Raw genomic sequence first — 23934 nt, 5'->3', positions numbered from 1 at the left:
ATGGCATCTGATGATATATCGACCTCCCGGAACACGTAGTGAAAACCACTATGACGGTCAGGTCCCCTGGAAATGGATTGGTGTGTTTGAGTTTGTTCATGTCTTTGTCGATCGCGGCGGACGGACAGGTGGGGAAAAAGCCAGGGGGCCGCACATCGGTGCCTTTTCCCGAGGTGGTCAAAACCCAAACGACGGAGGAAAAAATCACCTCTCTGCGCAGGGCGATCGACGATATTGAAAAAGACCACGGCAAGGCCTATGAGGGGGAAAAGTTTCTTGCGGAGCTGCGCATGGTCGAGCGACTCAGTGAGACCACCCCGAAAATCGAGGCTCTCAACCGACTTCAGAAGCGTGCCCTGCTTGCCAACCCGGCTCTTGATTTTGACAACATCCTGTTAGTCCGAAGGCATCTTGGCAAAAACAGGGATAGAACCTCCATGGGCAGAAACATCGGTATGCCGGCTGGAAATTTCTCTTCGATGTGGAATTCAAACCGCAACCTATCCAGCGAAATCGCGCTGATTCAATCGTTCAAACAAAGCCCCTCCTACCAGCCCATTTTCCAAACTCCGAAGAAGCAGCTCATCAGCGATCTAGATCTGCATTTCAATGGTGATAAAGTCATGTTCTCTTCAGTTAACGCCCAGGGCGCATACCGGTTGTTTGAAATCGGCACCGATGGCAAGAACCTCAACCAAATCACTCCTGACTCAGACGGCATGGATGTGGATCACTTCGATTCCTGCTACCTCCCTGATGGCGATATCATTTTCACCTCCACCGCCACCTTCTGCGGCATGCCATGCATCGATGGCAAACCCCGCATGTCGAGTGTTTACCGATTCACGCCGGCCACAGGAAAGAGCCGGCAGTTATCATTCGACCAGGACAGCAGCTGGTGCCCCACCATGATGAACGATGGCCGGGTTCTCTATCTCCGCTGGGAATACAGCGACCTCCCCCACTCGAACTCGCGTATCCTGATGACCATGCACCCGGATGGCACCAGCCAGAAATCTTATCTGTTTACCAACTCCTACTTCCCCACATCCTTTTTCTACGCCCGACCCATCCCCGGCCACGCGTCCATGGTGGTGGGAATTGCCACGGGACACCACGGCAACTCACGCACGGGAAGGATGTTACTCGTCGACCCCCGTCTCGGTGAACACGACGCGGATGGTGTGGTCCAGGAAATCCCCGGTTATGGGAAAAAGGTTGATGCTCCGGTTCGTGACCGTCTCGCCGATGGCATCTGGCCGCAAATGACTCAGCCGTTTCCTGTCGCCCAAAGCAATACCAACAAGGGAGCCGGCAAGTATTTCCTGGTTTCCATGAAACCATCGCCCGAGGCACTGTGGGGTGTCTATCTGGTTGATATCTTTGATAACCGCACCCTGCTGATGGAGCAGGAAGGCTACGGGTTTTTTGAACCCATCCCCCTGAAAAAAACCGCGCCCCCTCCGATTCTTGCCAACCGGGTGGACGATAGCCAAAGCACTGCCAGTGTCTATATCCAGGACATTTACCACGGCCCCGGACTCAAGGGCATTCCTCGTGGCACGGTCAAGTCCCTGCGCGTCTGCTCATACGAGTTCTCACCCAGCTCACCTCATCCCGGACAGGGAAGTGGAGGATTGTTAGGCACAATTGGCATGGACGGCCCCTGGGACATCAAAAAAGTCCTCGGCACCGTTCCTGTCCACCCCGATGGTTCAGCCCACTTCACCATACCGGCGAATACGCCTATCTTTTTACTGCCACTCGATGCCGAAGGCCAGGCACTGCAAATCATGCGCAGCTGGTTCATCGGCCAACCCGGTGAGCGGGTGTCCTGTGTGGGCTGCCACGAAAGCTCACACGAAAGCCCTTTACCCAAACAGACCACGGCAGCCACCTCCACACCATTCCCTTTGGAAAGTTGGTTAGAGGATGTTGCAAACTTCAGTTTTACCTCCGAGCTCCAGCCGATCCTTGACCAAAAGTGCGTCAGTTGCCACGACGGCCATCCCGCCAATGGTCGTTACACCAGCACGCGTCAAGACTACCTCACCAACCCGATCCCCAATCTCACCGCAATCCCCTTGAAGGATTGGAATGTGCGTTACTCAGGATCAGCCCGCCCTACCTTTGGTGGTCGGTTCTCCGAAAGCTACTACCAACTTTTCAAACTCGCCCGTGGACCTGGTATTGAAAGCGACATGGGCATTCTAACACCCAAGGAATACAGTGCCGACACCACCGAACTTGTCCAGATGCTGAAAAAAGGGCACCATGGAGTGAAGTTAGATCAAAATGAGTGGCAGTGCATCTACCGTTGGATTGATTTCAACACTCCCTACCACGGAAACCGTCTCGACATCGTGCGCGGACTTCCCGTGGAGGCGGGGGTCAAAAAAGGCATGCAACGCTCCAACGAACTGGCAGCACTCCACAGCGCTTATCGCAAACCCTTCGGAGCCACCAACCCCAAACCTGCGAAAGCTCCCCAACAACACCCCATTCCTGATCAACAGGCTGAAAAGCATACCCGTCAATCAGGGGCATTGAAGTTCACCGCCAAAGTATCCTCCGGGAAGCGCGACAGTATCTCTGTAGACCTCGGTGGCGGGCAATCGGTCCGTCTTGTTTATATTCCTTCCGGAACATTCACCATGGGTTCACCTGATGGATCGTTAGACGAGCTCCCCATGCATCACCAAACCATCCAAAAGGGGTTCTGGATGGCTGATGCGGAAATTACCAATGCCCAGCTGAGGGTCTATTTACCAGCCCATGACAGCCGCTCCGAAGACCGGCAGGGTTATCAATTCGGACAAGCCTGTTATGACACTAACAAGGATGAACTCCCCGCAGTACGTCTCAGTTGGGATCAGGCCATGTCCTTCTGTAGCTGGTTGTCTAATAAGACGGGAAAAAAGGTCACCTTGCCCACCGAGGCCCAGTGGGAATGGGCATGTCGCGCCGGCACGGGAACCCCCTTCTGGTACGGCCAGCATGGAACCGACTTCAGCGCCTACTCCAATCTCGCCGATATCCGGCTCCAGGATTACGTCGAGGATTCCGCCAAAGGGAAATACCAGTATTTCCAGCTTGTAAAAATCCCCAGTCCAAACCGCTACGAAGCCTACACCCCTGCCGTCAACAGCGTCAACGACGGCAGTTTCCTCGCCCAGCCTCCCAAAAAATACCGGGCCAACCCGTGGGGGCTGCACGACATGCACGGCAACGTCGCCGAGTGGACACGCTCCACCTATCAGTCGTATCCCGATGTTTCAAAAACCGAGCCCGACAACATCCTCCGCACCGTGCGTGGCGGCTCATGGAGAGACCGACCCCACCGGGCCACCTCAAGCCACCGCCTTGCCTACCCTCGTTACCAAAAGGTCTATAACGTCGGCTTCCGCATCATCATTGAAGAATGAACTCAAAACCGGGCCAAACTCCACTCTGGAAGCTCCCTCGGCCGCCATTCACTTTTTACACCAGCTTAACAAAAAAGATGTTGGGAAAACACATCCGCTTAATAGAGTGTCATCAGTATGCGTTTTGAAACCAAGACTGAAACAATACGGAAACCAAAACACCCCCACATCACAATGAAAACGACACGCATTGCACTGCCTCTAGTTGGCGCCTGTTTTTCAATGGGCACCCTCGCCGGAACATGCCTGGCCGCAGCTGAAACAGCGAAACAGCCGACCTACCCGATTGTCGATACCGGCCAGATACGCTGCTATGACGACAAGGTGCAGGTGGCTTTTCCTCAAGTCCAATCACCGTATTTCGGCCAGGACGCACACTATGCGGGCAATCAACCAAGTTACCAGGTGCACGGCAATGGCACCGCCACCGATCTGGTTACCGGGTTGATGTGGCAGACCGATCCCGGGGAGAAAATGACCTACCGGCAGGCGGTGCAAGGAGCCTCGAAGTGCCGGACCGGTGGCCACTCGGATTGGCGGCTACCGACCATCAAGGAACTCTACTCGTTGATCCTGTTCAGCGGCACAGATCCGGATGTCCACAGCACCGATACCTCAAGGCTCAAGCCGTTTATCGACACACAGGTTTTCAAATTCCAATACGGCAACCCTAACAACGGTGCCCAGTCCGAGCGGATCATCGACTCCCAGTTCGCCACTTCAACAAAATATGTCCACCAAACGATGCGCGGCAATGACACCGTGTTCGGGGTGAATTTTGCAGACGGCAGGATCAAGGGATACCCGATGAAAGACCCGCGCGGAAATGCTGATAAAAAGTTTTTTGTCCTCTACGTCCGGGGGAATGATCATTACGGGAAAAACAAATTGGTCGACAACAAGGATGGCACCATCACCGATCATGCGACCGGACTCACATGGATGACGGTGGATAGCGGGATGCTGAAGGCGGGCAAGGACAAGGACGGCAAGTTAAACTGGCAGCAGGCACTGGCGTGGTCCGAGTCGCTCGACTATGCAGGCCATTCCGATTGGCGGCTGCCCAATGCCAAGGAGCTGCAAAGCATCGTCGATTACTCGCGCTCCCCGGCGACCACAATCTCGGCGGCCATTGATCCCCTGTTTCAGACCAGTCGGGTCACGGAAGGCGGGGAAAATGATTACCCGTATTACTGGACGGGCACCACCCACCGAAGGGGCGGCGGCGGAAGATCGGCGGTGTATGTTTGTTTTGGCAAAGGATACGGCTGGATGACGGACCGGCGGACCGGCGATAAAATCCTCATGGATGTCCACGGTGCCGGCTGCCAGCGCAGTGATCCCAAATCCGGCGACCCCTCGGCCACCCCGCACGGTCGCGGGCCACAGGGTGATGTGCTGCGGATCTACAACTTCGTCCGCTGCGTGCGCGGAGGGAAGGCAAACCCGGTGACGACCGGGCCGGCGGTGGAAAAACCCGACCATTCAGCCAACCCGGAAGCACAGCAAGCTCCAGCAGCGCCGGAGCGAGGAATCACAAGGGACGACCGCCAACCTCCCGCTGGCCGGGCCGGGTTTGTGGCGCGGCTCGATCGCAACAAGGACGGCAAGGTTTCCATAGATGAATTCGACGGGCCGAAAAACCATTTCAACCATCTCGATACAAACGGCGACGGCTATATCTCGCAACAGGAAGCCCCCACCGGCCCGCCAGCTAACAGACGTCCCAGCCCACCGCATCGCCGCTAAACCCCAACGCCATCATGAGAACAACCCGCTTATTTCCCATGGTCTCCCTCATCAGCCTCTTCGTTGGCATGATGTTTGCCACAGCCGCTGGCTCCGAAACCAAGCCACCTAACATCATCTTCATCCTCGTCGATGACATGGGGTGGACCGGTTTGTCGCGCCAGCTGGACCCCGGGATTGCTGAGTCGTGTAGCGACTTCTACCAGACTCCACGGCTCGACCAGTTGGCAGACCGTGGCACCTGTTTTTCCAACGCCTATGCACCCGCACCGATGTGCTCACCAAGCAGGGCGTCGATCCTGACGGGCAAAAGTCCGGCGCAGCTGCACATGACCACACCAGGCAGGGGCGGCAAAGCCGAGACATGGCAAAAGGTCGCCCAGCCCAGGCACATCACGGATTTGCCGGAGGCCGAAATCACCTTGCCGGAATTACTCAAGCAGCAGGGTTACGCCACCGCCCACTTCGGCAAGTGGCATCTCAATGGCGGAGGACCTGGCAAACATGGCTTTGATGTCCACGACGGAGACACGGGAAATAACGCCCCTGAAAGCGCGTCGAACCCGAAGGATATGTTCGGCATCACCACGCGGGCCATCGATTTCATCCGGGCCCGGTCGAAGGGTGACACTCCTTTTTATCTACAGCTTTCACACTACGCCGTGCATGCACCGGTGTCGGCATTGACCAGCACACGCGAGAAGTTTTCCAAACTCCCGGCAGGCAAACGCCATCAGAATGCCGACTACGCCGCGATGACCGCAGACTTCGACAGCTCGGTCGGTAAAATGTTAGACCTCATCGATGAACTGGGAATCACCCGCAACACCTATGTGATTTTCACCTCCGACAATGGTGCCGCCAGCCCCGGCAGGAATCAGGAAAACGCACCCTTGTCCGGTGGCAAGGGTAGCCTCTGGGAAGGAGGGGTTCGAGTGCCTATGATCATCGCCGGGCCGAACGTGCCAGCCAAGGTCCGCCGTCAGGAAATGGTAATCGGCAGTGATCTGTTTGCCACGGTTGCTGAATGGGCAGGAGTGAAGGCCCCTCTCCCCAAAGGGGTCGAAGGTGTGAGTTTGCAACCCCTGCTCAGCTCTGGAGGAGCTAAGGTCCAACGACCGGAAAACGCCTTGTATTTTCACTACCCCCATTACGGCAAGGGGCCAAAGCAGGTGCCGCAGTCGGCGATCCGGGTAGGAAACGACAAACTTATCCTCGATTATGAATCGGGGAAACCGAAGCTGTTCGATCTAACAAACGACATCGGGGAAAGCAACGACCTGAGTCAATCCCAGCCGGAGAAGGCCGCAAAGATGCATGCCATGCTGACCTCCTACCTCAGGGAAATCCATGCCCAGATGCCGTCACCCAACCCCGCCTACGATGCCGCTGCCAAACCACAGAACCAGCGTGGTCCAGGGGGAAACCGGGGGTTCCTCAGTCGCTTTGATCAAAACAACGATGGCAAGGTGTCCCGTGAGGAATTTACCGGCCCGCCACCCCGATTCAACCATCTGGACAGCAACAACGACGGCGTCATTTCAGGGGATGAAATCCCTCGCTAACAGGTGCTACGGTCGAGCGCAAGAAATGCGCGAAAAAGGGAAGATGTTTTTTAAAAACACAGAAGACACGGAAGCAAAACCCGTAATAGAACAAAACCTCCAGGAACAAGAGAAACCCGAAGATATCCAAAACCTAACTATTATTTTGTTTGACCTACCCCAACAGAAAATAATAGCATCACAGCAATTAGATTGGGTAAACACTCTCTGCTTAATCATCCTAAACGGTCAAGCATCTGTAAGTTCCTATTACCCGAGTCAACGAATAACAATGTTAGGAAAAGAAATTGAAGAGATGATCGAGAGACTTCCATGTCCCAAATGTGGTGCATTGATTCTGCCCACTACGGCATCACATACCGGGGGAGTCTGCATGCCATGTCTGAAGGAGACAAGAAGCTCTGGCTACATTCGACCGCAGCCTTCCATACCGCAGCCGCAGAAGCCTGTCTTGGAGTCCAAGCCTCCTGATCCAATTCCTACTCGGCCGCCTCAGGTCCTGAAGACAGAAGAAGGGTCCTACGATTCTCCTCACCTCACCATCACATTGGGACCCGGAGTTGTCCGGTATCTATCTCCCCGGGACTTGATCCAGGATTCAGGCCGCCTTGCAATCGAGGAAATTGAATCTTTCGGGCTTAAACCTACGATCAAGTTTCCCTACTCATATAAGGATTTTTGTCCCGAGAGCTTTGGTATCCCCGACAAACCCGGCTCATGGGATTTGAAGTTTAAGTTCGAAGAATTCCCTCCGTTGTTCGAGGATCGCCCATACCCTCAGATCATTAGAGACCTTGCGGAGGTTATTGCTGCATACTGTCAAGATCCCTTTCCCTCTGAGGCCTACTGGGCTTTCCACCAATTCACGGAGTCCGGAACTATCGTTTTGCGGGAGTTTTTTCAGAGTTGGATGCGAGAGACGTTCCAGAATCACGATCTTACTCAATCCTATTCCGAGAGCGAGCACCATCAGCTGCTTACTGTCGGACATAGTTCTACCTACGTTTTCAGGAAGACGAGGTATCTCCGTGAGCGCAGACAGATGATTGAGTGCGCTGCGTTGGCCATCATTGAAGAGGAAGAACGACGACAGGCTGAAGAAGCTGCAAAGCGATTTGACGATGCCATCCTTCGGTCGTCCTATGATGTCTTCACCTATTTGATGGAGGATACGCGCAACGGATTGATGAAGATTGGCAAGAGCAAGAATCCAGAACGGCGGGAGAAGACGCTTCAGTCTGAAGCACCTACAGTCGAGTTGAGGATTGCCGTGCCCACTGAAAGCGATTTCGAGTATGAGCTGCACGGCGACTTTGCCCACCTACGCCGCCGTGGTGAGTGGTTCGAACTTTCGAGTTCCGACATTAAAGCGGTTATCGAACAGCTTCTGGAGAACGGCGACCCGAAGCGGGCGATAACCTCCAACGACTGGCTCGGCGCCATCTTCCTAGCGTCGTTCGATGGGGACGATGCATCGCAAAAACCAAGAGCCGAATCGGGTAGGCGGTAGGTTCTAACTACCGCCCCCCACACCACCGGCCATACGGATCCGTAGCACGGCGGTTTCGATGCGTCAGTCTTACACCCTTAGGCTGTTCCTTTGCTTTTCAGGGTAGCGAGCGTTCACCCACTGCTTTTCCAGACTATGGAGCCCTTGGCTTTCTAGCCACGTATTGGTCATTGCAAAGCGCACGACCTCCACATTGGCTATCCTCCATGGCCCTTTTCGACTTCGGCTCGCCATTTTCACCTTGTCCCTTGCCGCTCCCAGTCTCAGCACGTTACTAAGGTACAGACCAATAGATTAGAGGATGTGAGATACTGCGTCATGGTGGTAAGCACGACATTTTTCATCATCCTTCGACAGGCCGATCTGAGCCTGTTCCACGACATAGGGAGATTAACGAGTTATTGGCCCGTAAGATAATTCGGAGCCTGCTTGAGAAAGAATAAAACTGGTCAGGGGTCAAAAAAATGAGGGCATACCAAATGGGGCTCCAGGCAGAAAATGGGGTCAGGAAACGATTTGTTGCATCAAGGTATTTCGCTGGGTAAAACCCGCCCCTTCAAAGACCAGCCGCCGTCGCGGGAGGCGATCAACTGCCGACGCGCGTCATCATTGCATGATCAGCAAAAAAACCGTCCCGCACCCTGGAAACCTCCAGGGGAACACACACATGTGTCAGGGTGCGGAACGGAGAATACAGTCAGCCGGTCTCGCTCGGCTTCCCGCTTCATGAGGGGAAACGACACGAGACCGGATTCTCTTAGGAGATTTTGGATTCTTAGGATTCTTTAACTGGCATTTACCATGAGAATTGGAAACCTGCGCTTACAAACCACTCGGTGCCGAGTTGGGGGCCATCGAGGTTCTGATAGACGGGCGCTCCGGCTTCGATTGAAAAACGGGTGCCTTTTTGGGTATCCCACAGGTTCAAGCCAAGTGATAGATCGATGCGGGAACCGCCCCGCGCGTCCGGATCAGCGACCCCAGCCATCGGCTGGCCGGCCAATGGTCCCATTGGGATGACCGGCATCCTGCTGTCGTGACCATCGACGTTTTCCCAACTGCTGCCAGTGAGGCGCAAGGACACAGCCGACCAGGTGTTCAGCCTGCGACTCACCCAGCCTGTCAGACTGGCACTGTCGCCGAGAGTGTAGCCGTTGTCGTTTTCATCCAGATGAATGACCGCGGAAAGCTGGCTGCCATACGACCAGTCGTTCGCCCCGCCAAGCCAGGTGAGGGAAGGTTTCAGATCCCAGGTGCCCGAGCCTAGCTGCATGGGATACCCCATGTGTGCACCACCGGCCATTTTTTCATCGATGGACCCCGTTGGAGCAGAAAGCCCCAAGCCGATGTGCGCGCTGCTGTCGGTTTTTTTATAGAGGCTGTAGTAGGCAGACAATGAGGTATCGCCCCAGCCTGCGGATCGCATGATGGATCTCGCACCCATCATGTTGATATTGAGCATACTGCTATCGAGGTAATTGGTCATCAGCATCAGGGTGACCTGGTCACTGGGCGCATACATCACACCGAGCATGTGCATCTGCATATCCATGTCGGCCGACGATGCCATGTAGCCAGCACGCGCGGCGGCATCGGAGATTTGCGAATCACCGTCGTAGTTACGCTGCATGCTCATAAACATGTATCGGTAGGATGCCATCAGCCCACCCTTGCGGTGGATGTGATCCCCCATCACCCCTATCGGTGCGTGGGTAAAATAATCATGGCCGTCGGCATCGCAGCCACAGGCATCGGTACAGGTGCAGTCGGGATCGTTACAATCTTTGCAAACCGCAATAGGCACGCCGGCATTCACACAAGGTGAAAGGGCACCAGTAAAAGCCACTAAAACGGTGGCGGAGAGATAGAAATAGTTTTTCATAGTAAAATTGAGTTTAGAAATTAGAAATTGGATTAAAATCAGAGATGAAGCCACATTCACCCCCATTCAATATGGGGAAACATGGATTCTCATGAGAGAACCTCTCAAATGAGCTAAGGACCGTGCATCAAAAACGATGCTGGAGCATATGATGATTCCCCGTAGCGAAGGGTTTGCACCCTTCGTTTGATTCAAGGTTTTCAGCGCGCCAACCAACGAAGGGTGTAAACGCTTCGCTACGAAAGCTGCTCTTTCACAAATCTTGATGCGCGGCAGTAGAAAACACCAGCCGGGGCGGCGGCAATGGAGGAGCCTCCAGGCGACTCGCCAGCAGTGAATCCTCTCTCATGGCCCGGGTTTCAAATCCAACCATTGGGGGAAATAACAAAAATGCCGCAATTCGGGCGGCCGGAGGGTATTCAACCGTCGGTTTACTCTCCGGCACAGACTCTTGCTCCTTCTTTTCCTGCCTTTCCTCCTGGAGGGCGCAGCACATCGGGCATGGGGCGGCACCGCTGAACGTGCTGTCGAGCGCTTCCGAAACCCCCATTTCAGGTGCCCTGTCATGCAGCATCGTAGCCCATGCCCACGACTGTGCCAGCATCAGGTGCCCGTCGAGCACCCCGATGGCAGCGGCAATACATAAGCACTTTCCTAGCCAGGTGGGCATAACCACGCACCCATTGCCTTTTGCTGGCCCGACAGTCAAGCTGTTCTTTTTTCTTCCCATTCTGACCGATGAAATGGTTGACGAAGCCTGATGTCTGGCTATGTGTGTCGCCATGCACGAGCCGACGCCAAACAGCGAAGACACCATCAACGAAGAAAACCCAGCCCAGGACGTTCACGATGAACTGTCTGTGGAGGAGTCATCCCCTGCCCCCGAGGCAGCGGCTGATGAAACTGGAGAATCCGCGGAGGAAGTGGAAATCGACCCCTGGGAAGCCTTGGAAATCGAAGCCGCCAAGTGGAAGGACCAGGCCATCCGCACCGCCGCCGAGCTGGATAATTTCCGCAAACGCATGACCCGTGAGAAACTCGACGCCGTCCGTTACGGCAACCAGAGCCTGCTCGAGGAGCTGCTTCCCGTGCTGGACAACTTTGACATGGGCATGCAAGCCGCCGCCCAGGAGCAGGGATCGATGCTCTACATGGGTATGGATATGGTTCACAAGCAGCTTGGCGAGTTTCTCTGCTCACAGAACGTCCGGGAGATTCCTGCCGAGATCGGTGGCGAGTTCGACCCCAAGGTGCACGAAGCACTCAGCCAGGAGGCCAGCGACGAGATCGGGGAAGGCAAGATCGTCCGCGTTGTCCGCAAGGGCTACACCATCGGCGACCGCCTTCTGCGCCCCTCCAACGTCATCGTAGCCCTCGGTGCCTCAGCCGGAGAATCCTCTGACCAGCCAGAAAGCGAATAAGCCATGTCTAAACGCGACTACTACGATGTCCTCGGTGTCTCCAAAGACGCCACTGCCGCTGAGCTGAAAAAAGCCTACCGCAAGCTGGCGATCAAATACCACCCGGACAAAAACCCGGACGACCACGAAGCCGAGGATAAGTTCAAGGAACTTGGCGAAGCCTACGAGGCCCTCAGTGATGAGGACAAACGCGCCGCCTATGATCGCTACGGACACGCTGCCTTTGAAAATGGTGGCGGCGGCGGTGGTGGATTCGGTGGCTTTGGTGGTTTCCATGATGCCTCCGACATCTTCTCCCAGGTCTTTGGCGGTGCCTTTGGCGGCGGTGGGTTCGAAGACATCTTTGGAGGTGGCCGCAGACGCCGCGACCCGTCCGGCAGACAACCGGGCAGCGACCTCCGCTACGACCTCGAAATCACCCTGGAGGAAGCGGCCGGGGGAGTGCAGAAGGAACTCGAAATCGAAAAACTCGAAGCCTGCTCGACTTGTAGCAGCACTGGCTCCAAAAGCGGCAACGGTCGTAAATCCTGCACCACCTGCGGCGGCCATGGCGCGGTAACACGCCAGCACGGTATCTTTGTCCAGCAATCCGAGTGCCCCGCCTGTCACGGCGCCGGCCAAACCATCTCCGACCCCTGCCCCGACTGCCGGGGCGAGGGACGCAAAAACGAGGAAACCCGCATCAAGATCAACATCCCCGCCGGGGTCAACGACGGCACCCGCCTTCGCTCCACCGGCAATGGCGACGCCGGCCTCCGCGGCGGCCAGCCGGGCGACCTCTATGTTTTCCTGCACATCAAGCGTCACGATGTTTTCGAACGCGAGGATAACGACCTCTACTGTGAGGTGCCGATGCCCTTCTCCACCGCCGCCCTCGGTGGTGAGCTCGAAGTGCCGACACTCGAAGGGAAATCGTCGATCAAGATCCCGCCAGGCACCCAGGGGGGCACGACCTTCCGGCTCCGCAATCGCGGTATCAAGGACCTGCGTTCCGGAGGAAAAGGCGACCTGCACGTCGAAGTCCACGTGGAAGTGCCCACCAAGCTCAACCACGAGCAAAAAGAAAAACTCACTGCGTTCTCCGAGTCGATCGGGGTCAAAAACAACCCGATGCAGGAGTCGTTTCTAGAGAAGGCCAAACGCTTCTTTGGATCTTAATATGGAGTGCGTGTGGCTTGCCACCGCTTTCCTCTGAATCGGCTCGCCGATTTTTCCCGCCGGCGTATAGCCGCACTTTGCTTCCCGTAAAGCTCACCAGCAAGATAAAACCCCGCCACACGAGGCAAGCCTCGTCCGCCCACCAGGCGGAGCCAAGCCATCCGCACTCCAAACCATGAACCGCTACTATCTCCCCGCCGGTGCTTGGAAGGATAACACCCTCACACTCACCGGCGACGAGGCCAGGCACTGCGCGCGGGTCATGCGCGCGCGCGTGGGCGACGAGATCGAGGTCTTTGACGGCCAGGGAAAATCCGCCGTCTGTAAAATCCTCTCGGCCTCCCGCGACCAGGTGACGTGCCGCCTGCTCAGCCAACAACAGAATCCACAAACCGACCACCCGGTCATCCTCTGCCAGGCCATTCCCAAGGGGGGGAATATGGAGCTGATCGTACAAAAAGCGGTTGAACTCGGCGTCAGCGCCATCCAGCCGCTGATCACCACCCACACCGTGGCACGACCGGAATCGGTCGATAAAAAACGCCTCAAATGGCAACGCATCGCGCTCGAAGCCTGTAAACAATGTGGTCAGAACCACCTCCCGGAGATCAGGGAGCCCGTCCTGTTTGCCCCCTGGGTCCAGAACCCGGAGCCTTTCGGCACCGCCCTGATCGCAGCTCTCGATGCACAATCGGTGCATTTGAAATCCCATTTTGCGGTATCCCCTCCCCGGGGAAGCATCGCCCTGCTCATTGGTCCCGAAGGGGATTTCTCTACCGGGGAATACCAGGCCGCCTACAGCGCAGGTTTCCAGCCCATCAGCTTTGGCAACATCGTCCTGCGCGTGGAAACCGCCACCCTCTATGGCCTGAGCATCCTCCAGCACGAGCTGTCGGCATTATAACCCACGCCGGTTTTCCATAATAGCCGGGGTAGATCACGCCAACTTGACTCGGCCAGAACGCCACGTTAGACTGTCCCGTATAGCTGGTTGGCCCTGCCTATTCACAAAATACATGAAATAATGAATAGCTGACTATTTGACACGTTGAACCACTTCCGCTATGCCCTCAGTTCTCCCTTAAGAAAATCAGCAAACAATCTTCATCTGATGAGCTCACCCTTTACACGTTCATTGCTGTCGGTTTTACTGGCTGCGCTTACTTCATACGCGCATGCCTGGACTCCGGGAGCCGGCAATGAATCCGACACTTCTGGCTTCACCGTCAACACGCAGTCGCGTAACGATGTCATTTCGTTCTGGAATTGCGTCTACCAAAAATCCGAGGAGTATCTGGGACGAAGCAATGACATCACCGGGGTTTCCACGTCGACGTGCAATCCTGGAACCACTTCCACGGCTCTGAGGAATGATATATTGCGGCGTCTCAACTATTACCGGGCGATGGCAGGCTTGCCCAGTGACATTTCCTTCACCACTACCTCTACCGTCTATCTTGGTGGTGATACACCAGCAGCGGCCAAACCACCGGCCAGCACTACCAAGCTCGCAGCAGCCCAGGCTGCCGCCCTGATGAGACTGGCCAATGCTTCTACGACGGAAAATCCTCACAACCCACCCACAAGCTGGACATGCGATGACTCCGTCGCGCGCAACGGGGCCTACTGGTCCAATCTCGCGAGGAACCTTTATGGCCCCGGTGCTGTAGACTCCTATATCAGTGAAGACATTGGCGGCATCAGCAACAACCCCAATGACAACATCGGCCATCGAAGAACCCTGTTCCGTCTGGATCTGCAGGAAATAGCAAGCGGCGATACCAAAGAAGGAAGCTCAACGGCCAACGCCCTCTACGTGTTTGGGAATTTTATTTCCCCGACACCAGCGGGTGTTTTCACCTCATGGCCGAATGCCGGATACATCCCCTACCAAATCACCCCGGACCGATGGTCACTAACCCATCCCGATGCTGATTTTTCAAGTGCTACCATCACCATGAAAGACGGGGATAACAACACCGTCTCCGTGACCCCGATCGGATATGCGGGCACTGGCCTACCAGTATCCTCATGTGTATGGATCCCAGACACCTCCCAAATCCCTTCAAGCGCAACTGACGATGCCACCTTCACGGTGACCATCTCTGGTATCACAGGCCCTGGGGTAGCTTCCTCCTATACCTTCACAACAACTGTCATTGATCCTGACAGACTTTTAAATTCGACAAATCTGACAGGCAGCACCAATCCACCCGACAGTGGAGCTGATTATTTTTTTACTCCGGTCCCCTATGCCGATCAGTATAGATTCCTCGTTTCCGCACTGACCCCCTCCACATGGGTGGAGGGGGCAGAAAGCTCCGCCTTCCTGGTGAACCAGACGGCGATGCTTGACTCCGAGTTGCGTTCAACCAACACCAAACGGACTGGAAGCCGTGCGCTCAGAATGGCCTTTGTCAGCAGCACCGAGACAAACGCTTCCGTCGAGCTAAACCGCATCTTCATCCCTAACACAGGCAGCAAAGTTAATTTTTACACAAGGCGTGGTGTAATGTTAAGCACTACGGTATGGGCTATCCAGATCCGCAATGGCAACGGACCCTGGGCGGATTTAAAGACCCTAACAAACCATACAGGATCAACATCATACCCCCTGGATAGCAGCTTCGTGTCCCACTCGGTGGACATACCCGCCGAGTATCACGGCACAAGCTCCAGCCTGAGAATCGTATACCGTCGGGATGCCACGCCCCCCTTTATCATGTCGCAACATTCACTCGTCGGGGTTTTTACGGATGACATATCCTTGGTAAACTGTGATGATCTGAGCAATCTGGGGGATTTCACCTACAACACCCCCAATCTGGACAGGGTGTCGCTCGATGCCTCTACCGCCGGGGAGTCATTGGTTTCCGGAAAGAAATACTTACTCAGCCTATCGGTCACGGTTGGCTGTAAGAACTATGGATTTGGATCAGCGCTCGAAGTCACGCCCGTCTCCGCAGCCTCCCTCAGCACCTACGAACTCTGGTTCAGAGGCAGCTACGCTATCATCGGTGACTTCGACGATGACTACGACGCCGATGGCATCCCGAACGGAGTCGAACATGTCTTCGACCTCAACCCGATGGATAGTGGTGATGGGGCTGCGGCTTTGACACCTACTCTGGACGGTGGTGACCTCGAACTCTCCCATTCCATCATTAGTGGTGGCACCGTGGGAGCTGAATATTCCTACAGCCTCGAAGCCGGTAGCTGGAACCCGGTCACCGTCGTTAACTCGGGTGGCGTAGCCACAGCCAGCTTTGCGGTGCCTGCGGAAAAAACCGAGTGTTTCATCCGCTGGAAAGCGATCGAACCGTAATGCCGGTTAATTGACTAGTTCTTGGTGACCGAGGCCTTGTAAACATCAATCGCCCTCACGATGGAGGCCGCCAATGTTTGCTGGTAGGCGCTGGAGTGGACTTTTGCCGCTTCCGCGCGGTTGGAGAGGAAGCCTCCCTCAAATAACACCGCCGGGATTTTTATTCCCGTCAGGACGTTGAACCGGGCACGTTTGATACCGCGGTCCTCGATCTTGAAGTTGTTTCCATACTGGGGATTGTTGAGATAAAGCAGGGTGCGGCTGTGGACTGCGGTGGCGAGCGCAATACTGGCCGAGTCCATGATGTTCCCCGGGACCATGTTGTAATCCCTGGATCTAACACCACGACCCATATGAGGCACCCCAACGGGGGAAATGGTAAATGTTTCGATGCCGTTGGCCCGGGAGTTTCCTGAGTTGAAATGAATACTGACAAAAATGGCACCCGGGTATTTGTTAGCGATACTCACCCGGTTAGCGAGACTGATAAACACATCGCTATCCCGCGTCATCACCACCTTGTAGCCGCGCTTCTGGAGCATGTCGCGGACCAGGCGGGCCATCTTGAGGGTGTACACTTTTTCATCGCTGTAAAAGCCGCGACTCCCCGGGTCCTTGCCACCGTGCCCGGCATCGACCACGACGGTGTTAAAGGTATGCGCATTGCGGATATAGGTGGGTCGCATCACGGGATCGACCAGTTTCACCAAGTCCGTCCGGGAAAGCAGATAACGCCCGTTATAAGAAATCACAGGATGACTCAAAATGAATAACACACCATTCATACGGCACTGCTGGGTGCCCGGCTGTATCTCCATCTTCACCTTGCTATTCTCCAGGGTAATCACCGAGCCGTATTTGATTTTGGTGAAATAATAAAATGATTTCACGCTCCTCAGGGTGACATAGTCGCCGCCCTTGTATTTGACAGCCTCCCACTGAAAGCCCTGCGCCAGGGAACGCGTCCCTGTGCTTAATAAAACACAACAAGTTATAATCAGGATCAGAATAGTCCGGTGATGTCGCAACATCGGTTGATTCATAGGTTAGGATTAACGTAGGTTCGGGAATTCTAGTTCGTTTCTGCGGAATGACAATGGTATTTCTCGCGATCCTCGTCCGATGCGCTCGACACGGTAGAAGTCCGCTGCTAAGCACTTGCCCATGGAAACCATTGATTTAGCTGGAAACTATCGCGCCCAATGGGGGGAAGGGCCTATTTGGTGGCAAAACCAGCTCATCTACGTCGATATCGAGAACCACAGCGTCATCGAATACAATCCATCCAATCATACCGAAAAAAAATGGGATCTCAGCACTTCGGTCGGCCGCGTCGGCACGGTCGTTCCCCGCTCCGCAGGTGGCCTTGTTGTCGCTGGCGATACCGGTCTGCATTTTCTTGATCCGGAAACAGGCACCACCACCCCGATTGCCGATCCGGAGCCGGACAAGCCCGACAACCGCTTCAACGACGGCAAATGCTCTCCCGACGGTCGCTTTTTTGCAGGCACCATCAGTCTGGAAAAACACACGGGGGCTGCCTCCCTTTACCGACTCGACTCCGATCTCACTTTGCACACCGCATTCGCTGGTGTCACCAACTCCAACGGCATTGTCTGGAGCCACGACCACGCCACCTGCTATTACATCGATACCCCGCGCCGGGAAGTCATCGCCTTCGACTATACACCGGAAACCGGCCAGCTCAGTAATCAGCGCACGGCCTTCCCGACCAGGCACATCAATGCCTCTCCCGACGGGATGGCCATCGACAGCAACGGCAACCTGTGGGTCGCCTTCTGCCACGGTGCCTGTGTCATCTGCTACGAGCCCGCCACCGGCAAACAACTCTACCGCGTCGAGCTTCCCTGTTTGGAAACCACCGCCTGTGCCTTTGGCGGCGAAAACCTCGACGAGCTTTACGTCACCACCGGCATCCACAGCATCATCGAGGAAGAGGACGCCGGCAGGCTTCTCCGGATCAAGGGGCTGGGTGTCACCGGCGTCGCAGCCAGCGCCTTTTCAGGTTGACCGACCAGCAAGCGGCCGCACGGCTGGTTCACTCAGGCTGCTTGATCAGGATCCTGCCAAAGCGAGGTGCCAGGGTTGAGACCGGGGTTTTGTCGCGCACCGTAAAGGTCGTAGCGGAATCCTCGATCACCTCGTAGGTCGCATTCGCAGCGGGACTTGGGCTTACCGGACTCCATGCGACCAGGTCGCTGCTGAATTGGGCCAAAAACCAGGCCCCTTTTTCCAGGGACGCTTTATCGAGTGTGATTTGCAAATAATTCTGGCCAGCGATGTTTTGCAGGGTGACACCACCGTTGGCCGGGATTGCAAAAACCGGATCGCTGTTTGCAACCAGGGGGTTGGTGCCCATCGCCATTTCAACCAGGTTGATCATACCATCACCATCGGGGTCCGCGTCAGGGTCCGCATCACCATTGGCGAACTCCGCCGCGCTGAAACGTGTTTTTGCCCAGATATCATAGGGAGTCTCTCCTCCCGCAATCCGGATCACAGGGCGGCACGAGCTGCCGTTGTAGGAGTAAAAATTCCCACCTACCCAGAGTGATCCGTCGTTATCCGTCGCAAGCTCATACACGGAACCAGAAGGACCTGTGCCCTGCATAAATGTGCTGTCCGCAACACCGCTTGCTGTCAGGCGTTCTAGTCTTCCTGCCGGGCTTGTAAACCACCCGCCGACTGCCGTCTTGCCATTGGCTTGGGCAATAACATCCTGAACAGTATTATCAAACCCAGGAGCTGTAAATGTACCGTCGATGCTGCCGTTGCTGTTAATCCGGGCGCAGTAGTTCGCCGCACTCTCATCATAGGCGGTAAACCAGCCGCCAATGATGTACTTGCCATCGGCTTGTCGGCTGACCGCATAGACAGGCCTCAAACTATTCCGGTTGCCATCCGCGTGGGCACCGGCGCCCGCGTCAAACGACGTATCACGGGCACCGCTACTGGTGAGCCGTGCAACACCGGAACGGAAACCTGACCCCATCCAGCCCAGATTAAAGCTCCCCACCACCATGATCTTCCCGTCCGGCTCTGCCAGAATATCGTAGATGGTGGCACTACCACTGAAAGGATTCGCCAGGGCTGTGGCGGGCGTGCCATTGTCATTCAACCGAACCAAGCCGTTTGCAGTGACTCCTTTGAAATTGTCAAAGGAGCCGCCGACGAGGATCTTGCCATCGTTTTCAATGGCGATGCTTCTCACAACATCATCCGCCGCCGTGCCGACATTGGTGAGAAATGTATTATCCACACTACCGTCTGCATTCAGACGGATCAATCGCTTGCAGGACGTGCCGTTGTAGGAGGTGAAACTACCACCGACCAGGTACTTGCCATCGGTTTGGACGACAATGGTTTCCACCGTGTCATCAAACCCGATCCCCGTGACGAAGGTGGTGTCCACGGAGCCGTCCGCATGGAGCCGGAAGATATTGTTAATGTCAGGAAAACCCGAGACGCTGTAAATATCGCCACCGACGACGACCCGGCCGTCATCCAGCGGGGCAATGGCCCTGACGGTGACGTTAAAAAACGGGGGCGCAAACGAGGTGATGCGCTGCCCGGCGTCGAGGAGGTTGATGGTCGCCTGGCTGAGCGCTGGATCGAGCACGCCACCACTAATGTTAGACAGGGTCAAGGTGAGGGTTTCCAGCCCCTCGGATACCACATCAGGGCAAATGGGGATGATGATGGTCTTGTCCGAGCTGTCGCCATCGGCCCAGTTCAGGGTGCCTGAGACCGGATAGTAGTCGCTACCGGAACTCGCCGTGCCATCGCTTGTCGAATAATCGACACTCACTGCGCCCGTGGAGCTGAAGCTGCGTTGCACCACGACGTGGGCTACGCCGCACTGTTCATCGATGCTGATCTCGGATTGGCTGAGTGCGATCCGAGGGTCAAAAACGACCTGCACCTTGATCCACTGGTTGGGATTGGTCCCCCCTCTCTCCAGGGCATTGAATCGCACACCGGCGTCGCTGTCATAGTAAGTTCCTCCGACCGGAAGGCCCGCATCCTTGCGATCGTCTGTTTCCGAGGCTGCCGACTCAGGAGTCATGTCGATGAGGCTGGTCTCCCTGTTTTGGGCGAGATTCTCGGCGACCACGTAGGCGGCATTCTCCAAATTGTATGAGGCGGATGTAAATAGCTGGCGGTAGCCGATCCAGTAGTTGACATCACCCGACATCGGCACCTTCACGGCTAACAGGGGGTTCGATGTCGCGTTGACATCATCAAAGCGGTAGATGGTGTAAGTGGCATCACCTGTTGCCTCCACCACCTTGGAATCGGGCATCCATTGCATGTAGTTTTTTGCCAAATGACTGAAGTGTGCCTGGGGGGAGTCGCCACTGCCCATTTCGTCAAAAATATCACCATACTCGAGGCTGTCAGGAAGCTGGTAGGTGCCGCCGAGTTCTTGCTCCGGGTGGTAATAGTTGGCGTGATACAGGCCGTAGTTGTGACCAAACTCATGCAGGATAATCCCCACATTGTTATAGCCATTGACCCAATGGTTGGCACCGCCGATGGATGCCAGTCCGCCATAGGTGATCTTTGAACCCGACACGCCACCTAAATTGGGGAAAAACACCGCGATCACATCGTAATCAGCAATCGTGTAATCCGCTGCCGCCAGGGCCCGGGCATCGGTTTGAATCCCGTCATTGTCACCTGCCGTCGCATAGCTGGCACCCGTGCGAGGCATGCGGTAGACAGAGTCACTGACGGTGTAGGTAATGCCGGCCTGACCGTAGGAGTAGTTATTCAGATGGCCGTCCACCGTATTCAATGTGCTTTCCAAATCAGGTTTGTAGACCGGGGAGACCGGGAAATCGCTGAAATCAACACGGATGAACAAAACATCAATCTGTTCCTCCTGATAGGGTGTGGCATCGACGCCCTCTCCACTATCGCCGCCTGTATTACCCGCCAACCACTCGAAGGGATGTTTCACCACAGCTACCCGGTTTTTTTCAGCCTGGTCGATGGATTCAAGCAAGGTCTGCTCAACATAAGCAAGGGTGGCCGCCGACTCAAACTGATAGACTTTTCCCGCAATCAGCGCAACATGCTTCCCATCCACGGGACGGTTGGTCAGCGGATCACTTGTTAGTTCAGCCGCCGCAAACAACGCCTTGGCCGCCGTTCGCTCTGACTCGGGGATTTTCCTTACAGGCGAACTCCCGATGACGGCCACTCCCCCTAGTCGAATGCCGGAAATCGGAACCTCGTGCATCACCGGCAACATATGTCGACCAGCAGGATACGCTCTCAATTTTTCCCCCTGTATGGTGACCGTGTTGTGATGGTGGCATTCACGTCCTTGGTCTGGCACTTCTGAGGTCGCCCACAAGAGATCAATACTTCCGCTGGTATTCAAAGGCTGCTCAAAATACGGGCGCATCGCTTCAGGCAGGGCTGCGTATTCGGCCAATGAAATCGCGCGCTTGATCGCTTCGGACGGCTCATCCGCCATCAGCTTCAAGAACCGGTCCCGGCGCAACGTGGCGCGCTTGATGAGCTCCGTCTGCGCAGTCGATCCCTTTTCCGCTTTGTTCCATGCGGAGGTAAAATCGGTCGCTGATACCAGCCTCGGGATCGCCCTGTCTTGATGATTCCCCGTGCCACGAGCGGCCTCGTCAGCAGAATTTGGATACAGGTTAATATGTTGCCCAAGGAAATAGGCACCCAACAACACGAGAGCCACCAATAAAAAACGCAAATACTTCATGGGGAGGGAACATCAACCAATCCATTGCATTTGTCCAATCGATTTACGTGCAATCAACTGACCTCCCTGAAGGGCATTGAAAAGTTCCCATCGCTTGAAATGCTGATTCTCAAGAACTGCAAAAAGGTGACCGACTATGCCATGCTCAAAGGGAGTGCCAAAATCGTGTTTATTGAAACACCTTGACGCGCTGTAGCCCTCGATTCAGCTAACGAAAATTTCAAATGTTGGCTTTTGCAACACCTAATACATCATCAAAGGAAAGGCGTTCCAGCATACCCCATGATGGATGGTTATAGAGGCGGTATCGCATCATGGCCGGACTGTAGACCCCGGATAAAAACCGGGCCAGACGATGCGGACTCGACAGGGCTGGCCGCCTTTCCTTGATCAACAACTGGATTTTTTCCAACTCCTCCATGGCCAGCTCATCTGCCGGACTTACAGGGAGTTTCCGGGGGCGGGATTTACCGGCACAGGACGCGCACCGACCACATGGCTCGTTAAGTTTTTCACCAAAATAACCAACGAGAGAGGCCGCAATACACTTGCGCGAGGTCGCCATTCTACATACAGAATCAATCCGAGCCAGATCGTGTTGTGCGTGTTCTTGAAAGGCTGACAGCATCTCGTCAACAAGTTCTGTCAGCCGCCCAGGCTCACGCTTGATCCGATAATGCGTGAGGCTGTGGCTCAGCTTCAGCCTGACCTCGCCGCCGGCTTCCATCTCTCGCAGCAGCGTGACGAGCCGGTTGAGTTTCACCACCTGGTGATCCGCCAGTTCGAGCAAGGAAACACGCTGTTTGGATTCGATCAGCTCAGTGAGGAGGGACTGGTCTTTTTTAGAAAACCCGTGGAGGTTTCGATTTCCAGCGGATTCATCCCAACGCAAGGGAACGACCTGACACCACATCCATGAACCACCGTCGGGCACGATCCAACCGGCGGTTTCGAGTCGGGCTAACATGACATCGAGCAGCTCTACGGGGAGGTCATTGAGTGTGCTTGCATTATAGCGGGAGATAACGGCTCTTTTCCCTTGGGAAAACAAATGATGCAACACGGATTCCACGGCTTTTTTTCCTGGCTGCTTGGCCATCACCAGGCTTTCGAGAGCTGCGCGGTCGTCACCATTGATCAACAGTTCACAATAAGCAGCCTTACCGTCGCGCCCGGCCCGGCCACTCTCCTGAATCCATCCCTCGGGCGATTTCGGTGGATGGTAATGAATAACGCTGCGCACATTGGGCATATCAACCCCCATCCCAAAGGCAATGGTTGCACAGATTACCGGAAACCGGTTCTCCACAAATCCATCCTGGACCTCGGCACGGGCATCGGCGGGCATGCCGGCGTGGTAGGCGCGGGCGGACAGGCCTGACTTTGTTAGAAAAGAGGCAAGCTCCTCGACATCCCCACGGCGGGTGGCATAAACGATGGCAGGGGTGCGAGCCGCCGCGTTCAGGGACTCGAGCAGGTGTGGTTTTTTGCCATCCGCAGGGCACACGGTAACATCGAATACCAGATTATCGCGGTAGAACGACGTCTGCACGTGGTCTTTCTTGAGGATCTTAAAGGCTTTCCGGATTCCACTGGCCGCCAGCCTGGACGCCGTGGCCGTGAGAGCAAGGACGACCTCGGGTTGGATCGACCTGACAAGCCTCGGCAGTTTGATATACGACGGCCTGAAGCTATGCCCCCACTCCGAGATACAGTGGGCCTCATCAATCGCCACCAAGGAAACCGGGCATTGCTTGAGCAGCTTCAACATCGCTGGATCGGCGAGGCGTTCGGGGGAGACATAGAGCAGCTTCAACTCGCCCGATTTGATCTGCTGCCGGGCCAGTTCACGGCTTTCCTCCGTGGAGGATGAATCGAGCCGCAGTGCCGGAACCCCCATTTGAAGAAGCGATTCCACCTGGTCACGCATCAGTGCGATGAGCGGCGACACCACCACGGTCAACCCCTGCATACACATTGCCGGCAGTTGATAACAAAGGGACTTGCCACCACCGGTAGGAAGGACCGCCAGCGTGTTGATCCCGTCCAGCACACGGTCGATCACCTCAGCCTGCCCCGGCTTTAACGCGTCATGGCCGAAGTAGCGTTTCAGAATCCTGCTTCTTGCCTCTTCCATC

15 protein-coding genes are annotated in these 23934 nt (G+C 55.5%); 10 read left to right on the top strand and 5 right to left on the bottom strand.

Features of this window, described 5'->3' with window-relative positions:
- Nucleotides 1-98: 98 nt before the first annotated feature.
- The 4 genes from H7A51_02880 (at nucleotide 99) to H7A51_02865 (ending at nucleotide 8249) form a co-directional block, all read left to right on the top strand.
- Nucleotides 99-3425 carry an SUMF1/EgtB/PvdO family nonheme iron enzyme gene (locus tag H7A51_02880; protein ID MCP5535161.1) on the top strand — a complete coding sequence of 1109 codons (3327 nt, stop codon included), beginning with the start codon at nucleotides 99-101 and terminating at the stop codon, nucleotides 3423-3425.
- Between the two features lie 222 nt (nucleotides 3426-3647).
- Nucleotides 3648-5174 carry a DUF1566 domain-containing protein gene (locus H7A51_02875; GenBank protein ID MCP5535160.1) on the top strand — a complete coding sequence of 509 codons (1527 nt, stop codon included), beginning with the start codon at nucleotides 3648-3650 and terminating at the stop codon, nucleotides 5172-5174.
- A gap of 14 nt (nucleotides 5175-5188) precedes the next feature.
- Complete coding sequence (locus H7A51_02870) at nucleotides 5189-6739, top strand: sulfatase-like hydrolase/transferase (protein ID MCP5535159.1); 1551 nt, start codon at nucleotides 5189-5191, stop codon at nucleotides 6737-6739.
- Nucleotides 6723-8249, top strand: coding sequence for a GIY-YIG nuclease family protein (locus H7A51_02865; protein ID MCP5535158.1), 1527 nt, complete (start codon nucleotides 6723-6725; stop codon nucleotides 8247-8249). Before H7A51_02870 ends, H7A51_02865 begins: the two co-directional genes overlap by 17 nt.
- Nucleotides 8250-9045: 796 nt before the next feature.
- Here H7A51_02865 and H7A51_02860 read toward each other — a convergent pair.
- Both H7A51_02860 and H7A51_02855 read right to left on the bottom strand, forming a co-directional pair.
- Nucleotides 9046-10131, bottom strand: coding sequence for a transporter (locus tag H7A51_02860; protein ID MCP5535157.1), 1086 nt, complete (start codon nucleotides 10129-10131; stop codon nucleotides 9046-9048).
- A 253-nt stretch (nucleotides 10132-10384) separates the two neighbouring features.
- Nucleotides 10385-10801, bottom strand: a complete 417-nt coding sequence (locus H7A51_02855) for a hypothetical protein (protein ID MCP5535156.1) — start codon at nucleotides 10799-10801, stop codon at nucleotides 10385-10387.
- Nucleotides 10802-10913: 112 nt separating this feature from the next.
- On the opposite strand from H7A51_02855, the gene grpE reads away from it, so the two are divergent.
- The 4 genes from grpE (at nucleotide 10914) to H7A51_02835 (ending at nucleotide 16035) form a co-directional block, all read left to right on the top strand.
- Complete coding sequence (gene grpE, locus H7A51_02850) at nucleotides 10914-11552, top strand: nucleotide exchange factor GrpE (GenBank protein ID MCP5535155.1); 639 nt, start codon at nucleotides 10914-10916, stop codon at nucleotides 11550-11552.
- 3 nt (nucleotides 11553-11555) lie between these two features.
- Nucleotides 11556-12710, top strand: a complete 1155-nt coding sequence (gene dnaJ, locus H7A51_02845) for a molecular chaperone DnaJ (GenBank protein ID MCP5535154.1) — start codon at nucleotides 11556-11558, stop codon at nucleotides 12708-12710.
- Between the two features lie 175 nt (nucleotides 12711-12885).
- Nucleotides 12886-13614 carry a 16S rRNA (uracil(1498)-N(3))-methyltransferase gene (locus H7A51_02840; GenBank protein MCP5535153.1) on the top strand — a complete coding sequence of 243 codons (729 nt, stop codon included), beginning with the start codon at nucleotides 12886-12888 and terminating at the stop codon, nucleotides 13612-13614.
- Between the two features lie 207 nt (nucleotides 13615-13821).
- On the top strand, nucleotides 13822-16035 hold the full coding sequence (locus H7A51_02835) for a hypothetical protein (GenBank protein ID MCP5535152.1): 2214 nt from the start codon (nucleotides 13822-13824) through the stop codon (nucleotides 16033-16035).
- Between the two features lie 14 nt (nucleotides 16036-16049).
- On the opposite strand, the gene H7A51_02830 is transcribed toward H7A51_02835, so the two are convergent.
- Entirely contained in the window at nucleotides 16050-16925 is an 876-nt protein-coding gene (locus tag H7A51_02830; GenBank protein MCP5535151.1) for an N-acetylmuramoyl-L-alanine amidase, read from the bottom strand.
- Between the two features lie 274 nt (nucleotides 16926-17199).
- On the opposite strand from H7A51_02830, the gene H7A51_02825 reads away from it, so the two are divergent.
- The gene (locus H7A51_02825; protein MCP5535150.1) at nucleotides 17200-18066 is read left to right on the top strand and encodes an SMP-30/gluconolactonase/LRE family protein; all 867 of its coding nucleotides are present in this window, start codon (nucleotides 17200-17202) and stop codon (nucleotides 18064-18066) included.
- A gap of 28 nt (nucleotides 18067-18094) precedes the next feature.
- On the opposite strand, the gene H7A51_02820 is transcribed toward H7A51_02825, so the two are convergent.
- Nucleotides 18095-21796, bottom strand: a complete 3702-nt coding sequence (locus tag H7A51_02820; GenBank protein MCP5535149.1) for a hypothetical protein — start codon at nucleotides 21794-21796, stop codon at nucleotides 18095-18097.
- A 30-nt stretch (nucleotides 21797-21826) separates the two neighbouring features.
- Here H7A51_02820 and H7A51_02815 point away from each other — a divergent pair, with 30 nt between their 5' ends.
- A complete protein-coding gene (locus H7A51_02815) occupies nucleotides 21827-21982 on the top strand; it encodes a leucine-rich repeat domain-containing protein (GenBank protein MCP5535148.1) in 156 nt (51 codons plus the stop codon).
- Nucleotides 21983-22016: 34 nt separating this feature from the next.
- Here the strand turns inward: H7A51_02815 and H7A51_02810 are convergent, their stop codons facing one another.
- A complete protein-coding gene (locus tag H7A51_02810; protein ID MCP5535147.1) occupies nucleotides 22017-23933 on the bottom strand; it encodes an ATP-dependent DNA helicase RecQ in 1917 nt (638 codons plus the stop codon).
- Nucleotide 23934: the final 1 nt, after the last annotated feature.

It is taken from the genome of Akkermansiaceae bacterium (assembly GCA_024233115.1).
Taxonomy (GTDB): domain Bacteria; phylum Verrucomicrobiota; class Verrucomicrobiia; order Verrucomicrobiales; family Akkermansiaceae; genus Oceaniferula.
The sequence above is the reverse complement of the archived record's forward strand: the minus strand, read 5'-3'. Positions and strand labels throughout refer to the sequence as shown.